Below are 14235 nucleotides of genomic sequence, written 5' to 3'. Positions count from 1 at the left end.
ATGTAACAAGGAATGTATAGAAAGATTAGATAATGGAAATTAATATATCAAACCGTTTAAGAAATGTTGCTGATTTTGTTCCCCAAAATAGTAAGCTTTTAGATGTGGGTAGTGACCATGCTTACTTACCTATTTTTTTGGTAGAAAATAAAAAAATACAAAGAGCGATTGCTGGAGAGGTTGTAAGAGGCCCTTATGAATCAGCTCAAAAAAATGTTAAGGAAGCCTCTTTAGAAGGTAATATAGAGGTACGACTCGCAAATGGCTTAGCTGCTTTTGATCTTGAAGATAAGATTGATGTAATTACCATCTGTGGTATGGGTGGCCGATTAATTGCTGAGATTTTAGAAGCTGGCAAGGACAAGCTATCAGGAGTTAAACGATTGATTTTACAAGCTAATAATAGAGAAGATGATTTGAGAAATTGGCTAGTAAAAAATCAGTTTTGTCTTGTGGCTGAAAAGATAATCACTGAAAACAATAAATATTATGAAATTATTGTTGCTGAACATGGACAAGCTAGCTTAAGTAAGGAAGCTTTGCGTTTTGGTCCCTTTTTACTTAGAGAAAAATCACCTGACTTTGTAGGTAAATGGCAAAGAGAGCTAGCTAAGCTAGACTATGCTCTTTCTTGTATACCAGCTACTAATACTTCAGATAGCGCTACCATAAAACAAAAAATAGAGAAAATCAAGGAGATTTTAGGAAATGAAAGCAAGTCAAGTCATTCAAGCATATGAAAACTACTGTCCTCCAGAGTTGTCCATGAAAGGAGATGTTGTTGGTCTGCAAGTGGGAACTTTGGATAAGGACATTAAAAGGGTTATGGTTACCTTAGATGTTCGTGAACAAACTGTTCAAGAAGCTATTGCCAAAAAAGTAGATCTCATTATCACAAAACATGCCCCAATTTTTAAGGGAATAAAAGATTTAGTTTCAAGTCCTCAAAGAGACATTCTCCTTGAACTGGTCAAACATGATATTGCTGTTTATGTTAGCCATACTAATATTGATGTCCTACCTAATGGCCTCAATGATTGGTTTTGCCAAGAATTAGGAATCACTGACACAAGCTACTTAAGTGAAACACAAGAAGGTTTTGGCATAGGCCGAATAGGAACTATTCCTAAACAAAGCTTAGAAAGCTTTGCTTTAAAAATAAAAGAAAGCTTTAAGCTAGATGCTATTCGTTTAGTACGATATCAGTCTGACAATCCGGAAATCTCGCAAGTAGCTATTTGTGGTGGCAGTGGGGGAGAATTTTACAAGGATGCACTAGCAAAAGGAGCTCAGCTTTATATTACAGGTGATATTTATTATCATACTGCTCAGGAAATGCTGACAGAAGGTCTTTTAGCAATTGATCCTGGTCACCATATCGAGGCATTATTTATTGAAAAACTTAGTCAAAAGTTACATGATTGGAAGCTTGCAAATCACTGGGAAATTGATATTATTGCAAGTCAGGCTTCAACCAATCCTTTTAGTCACCTTTAAGGAGACTAAATTATGAATGAGTGGTTATTTAGTCAGAATGTTGTTCTCCTAGCATTTTTTGCAGGTATTTTCACTTGGTTTTGTACTATTTGAGGAGCAGCCATAGTTTTCTTTTTTAAAGAAATTAGCCGAAAGTTATTGGATATTATGATGGGTTTTGCCGCAGGAGTAATGATTGCGGCTTCCTTTTGGTCACTTCTAGCTCCTTCCTTTGATTATGCTAAGGTGACTTATGGCAAGTGGTCATGGGTACCAGCACTAGTGGGATTTTTATTTGGTGGCTTGTTTTTACGGCTTATTGATGCTATTGTGCCACACTTGCATTTAGATAAGGATATTGATGAAACTGAAGGTATCCAGCCCCAAAAGAAATTATCCAAAACAGCTTTGCTATTTTTAGCAATAACCATTCATAATATCCCTGAGGGATTAGCAGTGGGTGTAACCTTTGGAGCACTTTCACATAGTGGTTTTTCAAGGCTGGCATTTCTTGGAGTAATGAGTCTAGCCCTAGGAATTGGTTTGCAAAATATCCCAGAAGGTGCTGCCTTATCCATTCCGATAAGAGCAGATGGTAAGTTATGCTTAAAAGGTTTTTATTGGGGAGCTATGCCTGCTATAGTTGAGCCAATAGGTGCAGTTTTAGGAGCCGCATTAGTTTTAAGTATGTTACCCATTCTTCCTTATGCCCTATCTTTTGCCGCTGGAGCAATGATATTTGTTGTTGTAGAAGAATTAATACTGGAATCACAAACAAATGGTAATACAGATTTAGCAACCTCAGGACTTATGCTAGGATTTGTTTTGATGATGGTTATGAATGTACCACTCGGTTAAGAAAGGCCAAACAAGAAGATGAAAGTTGCGATTATAGGGGCAGGCATTGTTGGTTCAACAGCCGCCTATTATTTACGAAAAAATGAAATAGAAGATGTTACCATTTTTGATTATGGTAAGGGTCAGGCTACAAAGGCTGCTGCAGGAATTATTTGTCCCTGGTTTTCAAAGAGAAGAAATAAAGCCTGGTATCGCTTAGCCAGTCAAGGAGCTGACTTTTATCAGAAATTAATCTTAAATTTATCAGAAGATGGATTTGATACCTCTTTTTATCGTCAAAATGGTGTCTTTTTACTGAAAAAAGATGAAAATAAATTATCAGAGCTCTATGAATTAGCCCATCAACGAAGACACATATCACCTATGATTGGACATTTAAAAAGGATAGATAAGCAAGAAGCAAATCTTTCATTTGCAGGAATCGAAGGTTTTTCAGAAAGTTTATATGCTTCAGGTGCTGCTTGTGTAGATGGCAAGAAGCTCTGTCAAACCTTATTAGCAGCAGCAAATTATCCCTTGATAAATAAATGGGTCGACCTTACCTTAAATAAGAATTTCTTTAGAATTGACAATCAAGATTTTGATACCCTTATTCTGGCAAGTGGTGCTTGGTTAAAGGATATTTTAGATCCTTTAGACTATGATGTTGATATCAGACCTCAAAAGGGGCAACTAATTGATTTGACCATAGATGGCCTTCAATCAGAGAATTTTCCTGTTCTGATGCCAGAAGGTGAACTTGATATTATTCCTTTTGAAGATGGTCGTATTTCAGTAGGAGCAAGCCATGAAAATGATATGGGGTTTGATCTAAGTGCAGATTCTGATATTTTAAATCAATTACAAGCTACAGCTAGTACCTATTTTCCAAGACTAAAAGAGGCTCAAAAGAGGAGTTGCCGAATTGGAACAAGGGCTTATACTAAGGATTTTTCTCCCTTTTATGGGCAAGTACCAGATTTAGCAAATTGTTATACAGCAAGTGGCTTGGGTTCATCTGGTTTGACGGTAGGTCCCTTGATTGGGTTTGAGTTGGTGTCTTTACTTTTAAACCAAGACTTGCAGATGGATCCCAAAGATTATCCTGTGCAAGACTATATTAAACAGAGTAAGAAGTGACATCATAAGTAAAAAGTGATAAAATAAACAAGATATAACAGAATAGGAGATTATCTATGAAAGGTATTATTCTTGCTGGAGGTTCTGGAACACGCTTGTATCCATTAACTCGAGCTGCCTCTAAACAATTGATGCCCATTTATGACAAGCCAATGATTTATTATCCATTATCCACTCTTATGTTGGCAGGCATAAAAGACATTTTAGTTATTTCAACACCACAGGATCTTCCTCGCTTTAGTGAGCTATTAGGTGATGGTTCTGAATTTGGAATTAACTTATCTTATGCTGAGCAGCCTAGTCCTGATGGACTAGCACAAGCCTTTATTATTGGTGAAGAATTTATTGGAGACGATAATGTGGCACTTATTTTGGGAGATAATATCTACCATGGTAACGGCTTAACACAGATGCTTCAAAAAGCAGCTTCCAAAGAAAAGGGAGCAACTGTCTTTGGCTATCAAGTTAAGGATCCTGAACGTTTTGGAGTTGTCGAATTTGATGACAATATGAATGCTATTTCTATAGAGGAAAAACCTAGCTTACCAAAATCAAACTTTGCGGTAACAGGTCTTTATTTCTATGATAATGATGTTGTTGAAATTGCCAAAAATATTAAACCTAGCGAACGTGGAGAATTAGAAATCACCGATGTTAATAAGGCTTATTTAGAGCGTGGTGATTTATCTGTTGAACTAATGGGACGTGGCTTTGCTTGGTTAGATACAGGGACACACGAAAGCCTTTTAGAAGCAGCTCAATACATTGAAACGGTTCAGCGTTTGCAAAATGCCCAGGTTGCTAACCTTGAAGAAATTGCTTATCGCATGGGCTATATTACAAAAGATGATGTCTATAAACTTGCCCAATCATTGAAAAAAAATGAGTATGGTCAATACTTATTGAGATTAATTGGAGAAGCCTAATGTCAGAACAATTTTTTGGTAAAGAATTAGCTGCTCGTCCAATTGATGCTATTCCTGGTTTAATTGAATTTGATATTCCAGTTCACGGAGATAATCGTGGCTGGTTTAAAGAAAATTTCCAGAAAGAAAAAATGCTGCCACTGGGTTTTCCGGAAAGTTTTTTTGCAGAAGGAAAATTACAAAACAATGTCTCTTTTTCTCGTAAGCATGTCTTACGGGGCCTTCATGCAGAGCCTTGGGATAAATATATCTCAGTAGCCGATAGAGGAAAAGTTCTAGGATCATGGGTTGATCTTAGAGAAGGTGACAGTTTTGGAAATATCTATCAAACTGTTATTGATGCAAGTAAGGGAATCTTTGTACCTCGTGGTGTTGCTAATGGTTTTCAGGTTTTATCAGAATTTGTTTCATATAGCTATTTAGTGAACGACTATTGGGCACTAGAATTAAAACCTAAATATGCCTTTGTGAACTATGCTGATGAGAGCCTTGGTCTTAAATGGGAAAACTTAAATCAAGCAGAAGTTTCTGAAGCAGATAAAAATCATCCTATGTTAAAGGATGTTAAGCCCTTATCTAAAAAAGACCTTTAGACGTAATTGTCTAGGAGATAAGAAGCCTTATCATATGTCAAAGAATCCCTAAGTTATTAGAATATATAAGGATAAAAATAATTACTTAAAACAGGTTTTAGGAGAATAATAATTCATGTCTGAATTTAAAAATATTATCGTCACTGGTGGAGCTGGTTTTATTGGTTCAAACTTTGTCCACTACGTTTACAATAATCACCCAGATGTTCATGTAACTGTTCTTGACAAGCTTACTTACGCTGGGAACAAAGCAAATATTGAGGAAATTTTAGGAGACCGTGTTGAACTTGTTGTTGGAGATATTGCTGACGCTGAGTTAGTAAACAAATTGGCGGCAAAAGCAGATGCTATCGTTCACTATGCTGCAGAAAGCCACAACGATAATTCACTTACTGATCCAAGTCCTTTTATCCATACCAACTTTATTGGAACATATACCTTATTAGAAGCAGCTCGCAAATATGATATCCGTTTCCACCATGTTTCTACAGATGAAGTGTATGGAGATCTTCCTTTACGTGAGGATTTACCAGGACATGGCGAAGGTGAAGGTGAAAAATTCACAGCAGAAACAAAATACAATCCTTCATCACCTTATTCATCAACCAAAGCTGCCTCAGACTTAATTGTTAAAGCCTGGGTACGTTCATTTGGAGTACAAGCAACAATTTCTAATTGTTCAAATAATTATGGTCCCTACCAACACATTGAAAAATTCATTCCACGTCAAATTACCAATATCTTATCTGGTATTAAACCAAAACTTTATGGTGAAGGCAAGAATGTTCGGGATTGGATTCATACCAATGACCATTCAACAGGTGTTTGGGCTATCTTGACAAAAGGCCGTATTGGTGAAACCTATTTGATTGGTGCTGATGGAGAAAAAAATAACAAAGAAGTTCTTGAACTGATTCTTGAAAAAATGGGTCAGGCTAAAGATGCTTATGACCATGTGACTGATAGAGCAGGACATGATCTTCGTTATGCTATTGATTCAACTAAACTTCATGAAGAATTAGGTTGGACACCAGAGTTTACAGACTTTGAGGCTGGTTTAGAAGATACTATCAAATGGTACACAGACCATGAAGACTGGTGGAAAGCCGAAAAAGAAGCTGTTGAGGCAAAATATGCCAAGACACAAGAAGTTATTAAAAAGTAACAATTTTATATACTTTGTAATCTTATAATGAGATAACTTGTTAAAAATATGAATAAAGGATTTAGCTAAGTCACTGATAGAGCTAAATCCTTTTAATATTAGGATTTTATTTTTGTAACAAATGGTCTTAAGAAATAGTCTTTATAAGAAAGCGAAGGCTAATTACCTTATTATAAATTTATACAAGAATTTCAAGCTATAAAATGATAGCTTATTTAAATAAGATTGGTATAATAGAAATAAATAAAGAAAAGGAAGTATAAGTATGACTAAATTAGCTACTATATGTTATATAGATGATGGTAAGGCACTCCTCTTACTCCACCGCAATAAAAAAGAAAATGATGTTCACCAAGGTAAATGGATTGCCGTGGGAGGAAAACTTGAAAAAGGTGAAAGTCCCGAAGAATGTGCTATTCGAGAAATTTATGAAGAAACCCATTTAAAAGTTCATAAGATGGAGATGAAAGGGATTATTAGCTTTCCTGAATTCACACCAGGTCATGACTGGTATACCTATGTTTTTAGGGTTACAGAGTTTTCAGGACAATTAATCAGTGATCTGGACTCAAGAGAGGGCAGCCTGGAATGGGTCCCTTATCAAGAGGTTTTAAACAAGCCTACCTGGGAAGGTGATTATGATATTTTAAGGTGGATATTAGATAAAACTCCTTTTTTCTCAGCTAAATTTTCTTATGATAAAAATGGTAAGTTGCTAGAAAAAGACCATATATTTTACGAATAACTAATTACAGACAAGGCTTAAGTGAGGAATAATTTTTAATGATAATAAAAAACAATGACAAGCAACATTCACAAAGTTTATTTTACAAATGGATTTTAAACAATAAATCAGTGGTTATAGTGATGGTTTTATTACTGCTATTTTTAACGATTCTTGTCTTTTCAAAGATAGCCTTTCTTTTAGAGCCTGTTCTTGCATTTTTAACTATATTAATGTTGCCTTTAGTGATTTCAACAATTCTATATTATTTAACTAAACCCTTAGTTGATTTTATTGAAAAATTAGGTCCAAATCGAACAAGTTCTATTTTTATAGTCTTTGCCTTAATTATTTGCCTCTTGGTCTGGGTTTTTTCTGGTCTATTTCCTATGATCAGTAAACAACTTACCACCTTCTTATCAGATTTACCAAGGTATGTGGGAATCGTTAATAAAGAAATGAATAAGTTGTTAGATAGTCAATGGCTTATCAGCTATCAGTCAGAATTAAAAGATATGCTGACAAATATTAGTAAAAAAGCCCTTGATTATTCTGAGAGCATCTCAAAAAATGCTATTAATTGGGCGGGCTCATTTGCCAGTGCCATTGCTAGAATAGCAGTTTCCATTATTGTCTCTCCCTTCATTCTTTTTTACTTCTTACGAGATAGTGGAAAAATGAAAGATGGTCTAGTCAATGTCTTGCCAAATGGTTTACGAATTCCTATTTCAAGAGTCTTAGGAGATATTAACAAACAACTTTCTGGCTATGTCCAAGGTCAAGTGACTGTAGCGATTATTGTTGGTTTTATGTTTGCTATCTTCTTTAGCCTTATTAATTTAAAGTATGCCATCACCTTTGCTATCGTGGCCGGAGTTCTCAATATGGTACCTTACTTAGGTAGCTTTTTAGCTATGATTCCAGTCCTTATTATGGCTTCAGTACAGGGACCCTTGATGCTCGTTAAGGTTTTAATTGTGTTTACTGTCGAGCAAACAGTAGAAGGACGTTTTGTTACTCCGCTTGTTTTAGGTAATAAGCTAAGCATCCATCCCATTACCATTATGTTCTTATTATTAACGGCAGGTTCAATGTTTGGTGTCTGGGGTGTCTTCTTGATTATCCCTATCTATGCTTCTATAAAAGTTATTGTTAAAGAAGTATTTAATTGGTATAAGTCAATTAGTAATTTATACATTGATAATAAAATTATTGTTGAGGAGAAAGACCAAGGTGTCAAATAGTGAAAAAATGATTGCATCTCTAGATCAGAAAGATCTACAAAGAGCAGAAAAATACTTTAAAAAAGCTTTAAAATATGATGATAATGAGGCTCTCTTATCCCTAGCAGAATATTTGGAAAGTATTGGTTTTTTGACGCACGCTAAGGAAATCTACTTACAGCTAAAAGACTTTTATCCTGAAGTCGTGCTTAACCTAGCACAAATCGTAGCAGAAGATAATCTGATAGAAGAAGCGTTTTTATACCTAGATCAGATTCCAAAGACTAGTCCTTATTATGTTAATGCCTTACTGGTTATGGCTGATTTATATGATCTAGAAGGATTAACAGATGTTGCTAGAGAAAAACTAGTTGAAGCTAGCCAACTCAATCAAGATCCCTTAATCCTCTTTGGCTTAGCTGAGATTGAATTAGATTTGGATCATTTTAAAGAAGCTATCTCAATTTATGCTAGCTTGGATAATAGGGAAATTTTAACCTTAACAGGGGTTTCTACCTATCAAAGGATTGGCCGAGCTTATGCTAGTCTTGGTAAATTTGAAGTTGCTATAGAATTCTTAGAGAAATCAATTTCTATTAATTATGAAGATGATACTGTTTATGAACTAGCAACTATTTTATATGATCAAGATAATTATCAAAAGGCTAATTTCTACTTTAAACAATTGGAAACAATGAATGAGGATTACCCAGGTTATGAGTATATCTATGCTCAAAGTTTACACAAGGAGCATAAAACCAAGGAAGCCTTGCGACTTGTGCAGCAGGCATTAAGAAAGAATGAATTTGATAGCCAACTTCTTTTATTGGCTTCCCAATTAGCATATGAATTGCATGATATTAATAGTTCAGAAGCTTATCTCTTGAAGGCCAAAGCTATTGCTGAAGATAGTGATACTGTTAATATGAGGTTGTCTACCCTCTATTTAAATACTAATAGCTATGAAAAAGTTATTGCTTTAGATAATGAGGATAATGATAACCTCTTAACTCAATGGAATATTGCTAAGGCCTATCAGGCATTGGATCAAGAGGATAAAGCCTTTAGTATTTATCAAGCTATTAAGAGTGATTTAGGAGAAAATCCAGAATTCTTATATGATTATGCTTATATTCTTAAGGAGTTTGGGCAAATGGATAAAGTAAAAGTAGTAGCTGAAAAATACCTACAACTGGTACCAGATGATATCAATATGCAAACTTTCATAGATGAATTAGACTAACTCTTAGAAGGTTTTTAGCAAGTTACTAGAAATACATATCGAAATAGCTTATTAAAAATCCAGAAAAATTTCGAGATTTATATCAAAAATACTAATAAAAAAGCTGAGAATATTCTCAGCTTTTTAGTCTATAATTTTCATGGCTTGGATTTTTTCTTTATCTGGTGTTACACGTAGGGTTTTTTGACCAGTATAAGTGACAAAACCAGGTTTTGCCCCACTTGGTTTATGTAATTTTTTAGCTTCAATCATATCTACTGGTAACAAATTAGATAAGCGTCCTTTGGAATAAAAGGCAGCCAGTTCGGCAGCATCTGTTTTGACCTCATCACTAGGATCTAAATTATCTTTAATAACAACATGACTACCGGGAATATCTTTAGCATGGAACCAAAGTTCACCTTTTTTAGCCATCTTGAAGCTCAGCTCTTCATTTTGTAGATTGTTATGACCAACCATGATGATTGTTTTTCCATCGCTTGCTAAATATTTTTCTGGTTTTTTACGTTTATGTCGCTTATCTTTTGAACGATGTTTGATCAATCCAGCTTCGACAAGTTCTTCACGAATATCTTCGATATCCTCCCTTGAAGCCTGACTCAAGTTATATTCAACACTTTCCAAATAGGTAATACTATGGTTGGTTTCCTCAATTAGTCCCTTTAAATGTTTAACAGCTTCTTTAAGTTTATGATATTTTTTAAAATAGCGTTGAGCATTTTGATTGGGGCTTAAAGCGATATCTAAGCTAATATCAATTTTTTCACCAGTATAGTAATTATCCAATCTAACAAGCTCTTCATTATTAGGAATCTGACTGAGATAGGTAGTAAGAAGCTCCCCTTTTTGACGGAAGATTTCAGCTTTTTCCGTATCTCTTAATTCAGTTTCTTGTTTAGCTAATTTTTTGATATTTTTTTCTAGTTCATTTTGTACACGATGAATCAGATCGCTAGCTTGCTGATTAATACGGTCTTTCTCAGCTTTTTCATGGTAATAATAGTCTAATAGTTGAGATAAGCTATCAAAAGCAATACCTGAGTCGCTAAAGGCTACGGCTGAAAAAGATTTGTCAGTTACAGCAGGCTCTAATTCCCTCTGAAAAAAGCTTCTAAACTGTTTAAATTTATCTTGAACTAGCTGTCTGGATAATTCTTGAGCAGTATCTGTGCCTAGACCTTGAAAAACGTGTTGTAAATTTTTAGGGCTTAGGTCTTGGGTATGCAATATTTCAAACAATTTTTCATCTGCAATAGCAAAAGGATTTCTAGCCTGTTTTTGAGGAGGAGCAATATAGGCAGAGCCTGGTAAAATGGTTCGATAGGAATTTTGGGAAAAACCGACATGTTTGATTGACTCAATAATTTTGTTTTCATTGCGGTCAACTAAGATAATATTACTATGTTTTCCCATTATTTCAATGATCAAGGTAGCCTTTATATTATCACCGATTTCATTTTTATTGGAAACGGTAATTTCAAGGATTCTGTCATTTTCGATTTGCTTGATATGTTCGATAACAGCACCTTGCAGGTATTTACGCATAATCATGGTAAAGGTATTGGGGAATTGTGGATTTTGAAAGTCGGTTTCAGTTAATTGTATTCTTCCAAACACAGGGTGGGCGGAAAGTAGTAGTTTTATATTTTTACGATTGTTACGAATTGTTAGCACTAGTTCTCTTTGGTAGGGTTGGTTAACCTTTTGAATGCGACCATATAAAATGTTTTCTTCTAGTTCCTGAGTTAAATAATGTAAGAAACAGCCGTCAAATGACATGGTTTCTCCTTTCTGTTTACTAATTTCTTTATTATAACATAAGCTAGCAAGAGACATAAAAGAATATCTTAATAACTTGCTTTTTTCTCAAATTAAGATATAATTAAACAAAAAAACAAGAGGGGAATCCATAATGACACACACAGAGAATCTGACAAAATGGCAAAGCTGGCATAGATAAAGTTGTGTTTATGGAGAGACATAGATACGACTTTTAGAGCATTTCTAAAAGTATCTATGCGCTTAAATCCTAACATTTAAAAGCGCCTAGTATGGTTTACTAAGTGCTTTTTTCATGTTTTGCTTAAACAAAATTAAAAGAGACAATTGAGGTAGATAGGAGTAATGATGAAAAACAAAGGGTTAAGGATGAGTTTGCTAGTTATCATATTTTTAGTAATAGGGTCACTTGTCATGGAAAAAAGGAACCCTCAAGATAAGCTAGTTTCTCAAAAAAGAATTAAAGTTGGAATTCTACAATTTGTAAGTCATCAAGCACTGGATGACATTGAAAGAGGGATTGAAGATGAATTAGTTAAGGGAAGAAGAGATAAAACTATTGATATCACTTTGTTTAATGCTCAAGGGGATCAAAGTAAATTACAAACAATGAGTCAGCAACTTGTTGCTAGTAAGAATAATATCCTTATCGGTATTGCAACTCCCGCAGCCCAAGCTCTAGCATCAGCTACTAAGGATATTCCTGTGATGATGTCAGCAGTTTCAGACCCCAAAGGAGCTAGACTGGTAAAAAATCTGCTAAGACCAGAAGCTAATATAAGTGGCTTGTCAAATAAAGTCCCTGTCACACAAACCCTTGACATGATTGAGGAATTAACTCCAAATGTGAAAACAATTGGTATTTTATACGCAAGTGGAGAAGATAATTCGGTTTCTCAGGTAAAGGATTTTAAGTCTCATGCTGAAAAAAGAGGCTTTAAGATCATTTCCTACTCTGTTCCATCAACTAATGAAGTTTCATCAACAATGACTATCATGTCCCAAAAAGTTGATGCTATCTTTTTACCTCAAGATAATACGATTGCTTCCGCTTTTTCAACAGTCTTAAATTTAAGCAAGGAAAATAAACTACCTCTATACGTTAGTGTAGATACTATGGTTAAAGAAGGAGGACTAGCTTCTATTGCCCAAAGTCAATACCAATTAGGAGTAGAAACAGCTAAACAAGTCAAGAAAATCATCAGAGGGGAAAAAATATCTCAAGTTCCTGTCAAAATAATTGATAGTGGAAAACCCATTATCAACCAAAAAAGAGCAGAAGAGCTAGGAATTACTATCCCAGAAAGATTAAGATCACAGTCTGATATTATAAAGGGTCATTAGAAAGGTATTAATTATGATTATTTCATCAGTCTCACAAGGACTTTTATGGGGGATATTAGGGTTAGGGATTTATCTTACATTTAGAATTCTCAATTTTCCCGACATGACTGCCGAAGGCTCCTTTCCTTTAGGAGGAGCTGTCACTATTACTAGTATGAATGCAGGTGTAAATCCTCTATTAGCCACTATTTTGGGAATGTTTGCAGGGGTATTAGCAGGCTTTTTAACGGGCTTACTTTATACCAAGGGGAAGATTCCGACCATATTAGCTGGGATTTTAGTAATGACATCTTGTAACTCAATTATGCTTATGATTATGGGAAGAGCCAATGTGGGCTTACATAATATTAAGAGATTACAAGACTATCTTCCCTTTGATTCTAAGCTTAATATTTTGTTGCTGGGATTAGTAGTGATTGTTCTGCTTATTAGTTTATTGATATTTTTTCTTTACACAGATCTAGGTCAGGCTTATATTGCTACAGGGGATAATCCTGTGATGGCAAAAAGTTTTGGGATTGCTACAAATCGCATGGAACTTATGGGACTTATTATTTCTAATGCCTTGATTGCTCTATCTGGTGCCTTAGTTAGTCAACAAGATGGCTATGCAGATGTTTCTAAAGGTATTGGGGTGATTGTCATAGGCTTAGCCAGTATTATCATTGGAGAGGTTATCTATGCTACAAATCTTACCTTGTTGGAAAGATTAATTGCGATAGTTCTTGGTTCTATTTTTTACCAATTTCTAATTTCATCAGTTATCAGTCTTGGTTTTAATACTAACTATCTCAAGCTCTTTAGTGCTATTATATTAGCTATTTGTTTAGCAATCCCTGTTTTAAGACACAAAATTTTTAAGGGGGTCACATTAAGACGATGAAAAAAGTAATTGAATTAATAGATGCTACTGTTTTAGTTGACAATGGCATGAGTGAACTTAAAACAATTTTGGAAAAGTTGACCTTAACAATTTATGAGCATGATTTTATTACCATACTGGGAGGAAATGGTGCTGGAAAATCCACCTTATTTAATGTGATTGCAGGAACTATGTTACTTAGCTCAGGGCAAATAAAAATATTAGGGCATGATGTTACTTCTTTAGGTGCAGAAAAAAGGGCACGGTATCTATCACGTGTTTTCCAAGACCCTAAGATGGGAACAGCCCCTAGAATGACAGTACTTGAGAATTTACTTATTGCTGAGAAACGAGGTCAAAAAAGAAGCTTGATAAAAAGCGTTACGAGTGATACAAGTAATCAGTTTAAACAGGTTTTAGCCAAGACTGGTAATGGTTTAGAAAATCATTTAGCAACCCCAACAGGCTTCTTATCAGGAGGGCAAAGGCAGGCTCTAAGTCTATTAATGGCTACCTTGAAAAAACCAGATTTGCTACTATTAGATGAACATACAGCTGCGCTTGATCCTAAAACGAGTCATTCCTTAATGGAACTTACTAATAATTTTGTGACACAAGATCAATTAACAGCTTTAATGATAACCCATCATATGGAAGATGCTTTAACTTATGGTAACCGTTTATTGGTTATGAAAGATGGCAAAGTAGTAAGTGATTTGGACAAGGTGGCTAAGGCAAAACTCACCCTTTCAGATTACTATCAGCTTTTTGATTGAACCAATTCTGGCTAAGGAGCCCTCAAAGTAATTTGAGGGTTTTTGTAATTTTATGTGGCTTACACTAACTCTATCTAGGAAAAATATTCTCTTTTATGGTATACTAATAAGGATTGTAGCAGTGCTACAAAGCAGTAATTCGACTTA

The 14235-nt window shown here is 34.9% G+C and carries 13 protein-coding genes and 1 pseudogene; 13 read left to right on the top strand and 1 reads right to left on the bottom strand.

Translation table 11 applies throughout. The annotated features are described in order from the left end of the window. The first annotated feature begins 32 nt into the window (after positions 1 to 32). The 10 genes and pseudogenes from A3GU_RS0103375 (at position 33) to A3GU_RS0103325 (ending at position 9327) form a co-directional block, all read left to right on the top strand. The gene (locus tag A3GU_RS0103375; protein ID WP_018366137.1) at positions 33 to 740 is read left to right on the top strand and encodes a tRNA (adenine(22)-N(1))-methyltransferase; all 708 of its coding nucleotides are present in this window, start codon (positions 33 to 35) and stop codon (positions 738 to 740) included. Next, the gene (locus tag A3GU_RS0103370; protein ID WP_018366136.1) at positions 709 to 1497 is read left to right on the top strand and encodes a Nif3-like dinuclear metal center hexameric protein; all 789 of its coding nucleotides are present in this window, start codon (positions 709 to 711) and stop codon (positions 1495 to 1497) included. The genes A3GU_RS0103375 and A3GU_RS0103370 overlap by 32 nt, the downstream gene beginning before the upstream one ends. Before the next feature lie 12 nt (positions 1498 to 1509). Further along, a pseudogene (locus A3GU_RS0103360) lies at positions 1510 to 2334 on the top strand (ZIP family metal transporter). Between the two features lie 18 nt (positions 2335 to 2352). Further along, a complete protein-coding gene (locus tag A3GU_RS0103355; RefSeq protein ID WP_018366134.1) occupies positions 2353 to 3453 on the top strand; it encodes an NAD(P)/FAD-dependent oxidoreductase in 1101 nt (366 codons plus the stop codon). 56 nt (positions 3454 to 3509) lie between these two features. After that, positions 3510 to 4379 carry a glucose-1-phosphate thymidylyltransferase RfbA gene (gene rfbA, locus A3GU_RS0103350; RefSeq protein ID WP_018366133.1) on the top strand — a complete coding sequence of 290 codons (870 nt, stop codon included), beginning with the start codon at positions 3510 to 3512 and terminating at the stop codon, positions 4377 to 4379. Then, positions 4379 to 4972: a dTDP-4-dehydrorhamnose 3,5-epimerase family protein gene (locus A3GU_RS0103345; RefSeq protein WP_018366132.1), complete on the top strand. Its 594-nt coding sequence runs from the start codon at positions 4379 to 4381 to the stop codon at positions 4970 to 4972. Before rfbA ends, A3GU_RS0103345 begins: the two co-directional genes overlap by 1 nt. Positions 4973 to 5087: 115 nt before the next feature. Beyond that, positions 5088 to 6137 carry a dTDP-glucose 4,6-dehydratase gene (gene rfbB, locus A3GU_RS0103340; protein ID WP_018366131.1) on the top strand — a complete coding sequence of 350 codons (1050 nt, stop codon included), beginning with the start codon at positions 5088 to 5090 and terminating at the stop codon, positions 6135 to 6137. A 265-nt stretch (positions 6138 to 6402) separates the two neighbouring features. Further along, positions 6403 to 6882, top strand: coding sequence for an NUDIX hydrolase (locus tag A3GU_RS0103335; RefSeq protein WP_018366130.1), 480 nt, complete (start codon positions 6403 to 6405; stop codon positions 6880 to 6882). Between the two features lie 38 nt (positions 6883 to 6920). Then, positions 6921 to 8105: an AI-2E family transporter gene (locus A3GU_RS0103330; RefSeq protein ID WP_018366129.1), complete on the top strand. Its 1185-nt coding sequence runs from the start codon at positions 6921 to 6923 to the stop codon at positions 8103 to 8105. Further along, a complete protein-coding gene (locus A3GU_RS0103325; RefSeq protein ID WP_018366128.1) occupies positions 8095 to 9327 on the top strand; it encodes a tetratricopeptide repeat protein in 1233 nt (410 codons plus the stop codon). Before A3GU_RS0103330 ends, A3GU_RS0103325 begins: the two co-directional genes overlap by 11 nt. 123 nt (positions 9328 to 9450) lie before the next feature. Here A3GU_RS0103325 and A3GU_RS0103320 read toward each other — a convergent pair whose 3' ends face one another. Beyond that, positions 9451 to 11106: an NFACT RNA binding domain-containing protein gene (locus tag A3GU_RS0103320; RefSeq protein WP_018366127.1), complete on the bottom strand. Its 1656-nt coding sequence runs from the start codon at positions 11104 to 11106 to the stop codon at positions 9451 to 9453. A gap of 348 nt (positions 11107 to 11454) precedes the next feature. On the opposite strand from A3GU_RS0103320, the gene trpX reads away from it, so the two are divergent. Genes trpX through A3GU_RS0103305 form a run of 3 tightly spaced genes read left to right on the top strand, consistent with a single transcriptional unit; the run spans position 11455 to position 14088 of the window. Further along, positions 11455 to 12450 carry a tryptophan ABC transporter substrate-binding protein gene (trpX, locus tag A3GU_RS0103315; protein ID WP_018366126.1) on the top strand — a complete coding sequence of 332 codons (996 nt, stop codon included), beginning with the start codon at positions 11455 to 11457 and terminating at the stop codon, positions 12448 to 12450. A gap of 13 nt (positions 12451 to 12463) precedes the next feature. After that, entirely contained in the window at positions 12464 to 13333 is an 870-nt protein-coding gene (locus A3GU_RS0103310; protein ID WP_018366125.1) for an ABC transporter permease, read from the top strand. Beyond that, positions 13330 to 14088: an ABC transporter ATP-binding protein gene (locus A3GU_RS0103305; protein WP_018366124.1), complete on the top strand. Its 759-nt coding sequence runs from the start codon at positions 13330 to 13332 to the stop codon at positions 14086 to 14088. Before A3GU_RS0103310 ends, A3GU_RS0103305 begins: the two co-directional genes overlap by 4 nt. Positions 14089 to 14235 lie beyond the last annotated feature (147 nt).

Origin of the sequence: Streptococcus didelphis DSM 15616, assembly GCF_000380005.1 — a bacterium.
Lineage (GTDB): Bacteria > Bacillota > Bacilli > Lactobacillales > Streptococcaceae > Streptococcus > Streptococcus didelphis.
Note: the sequence above shows the minus strand (reverse complement) of the source record. Positions and strands in the feature narration are given on the sequence as shown.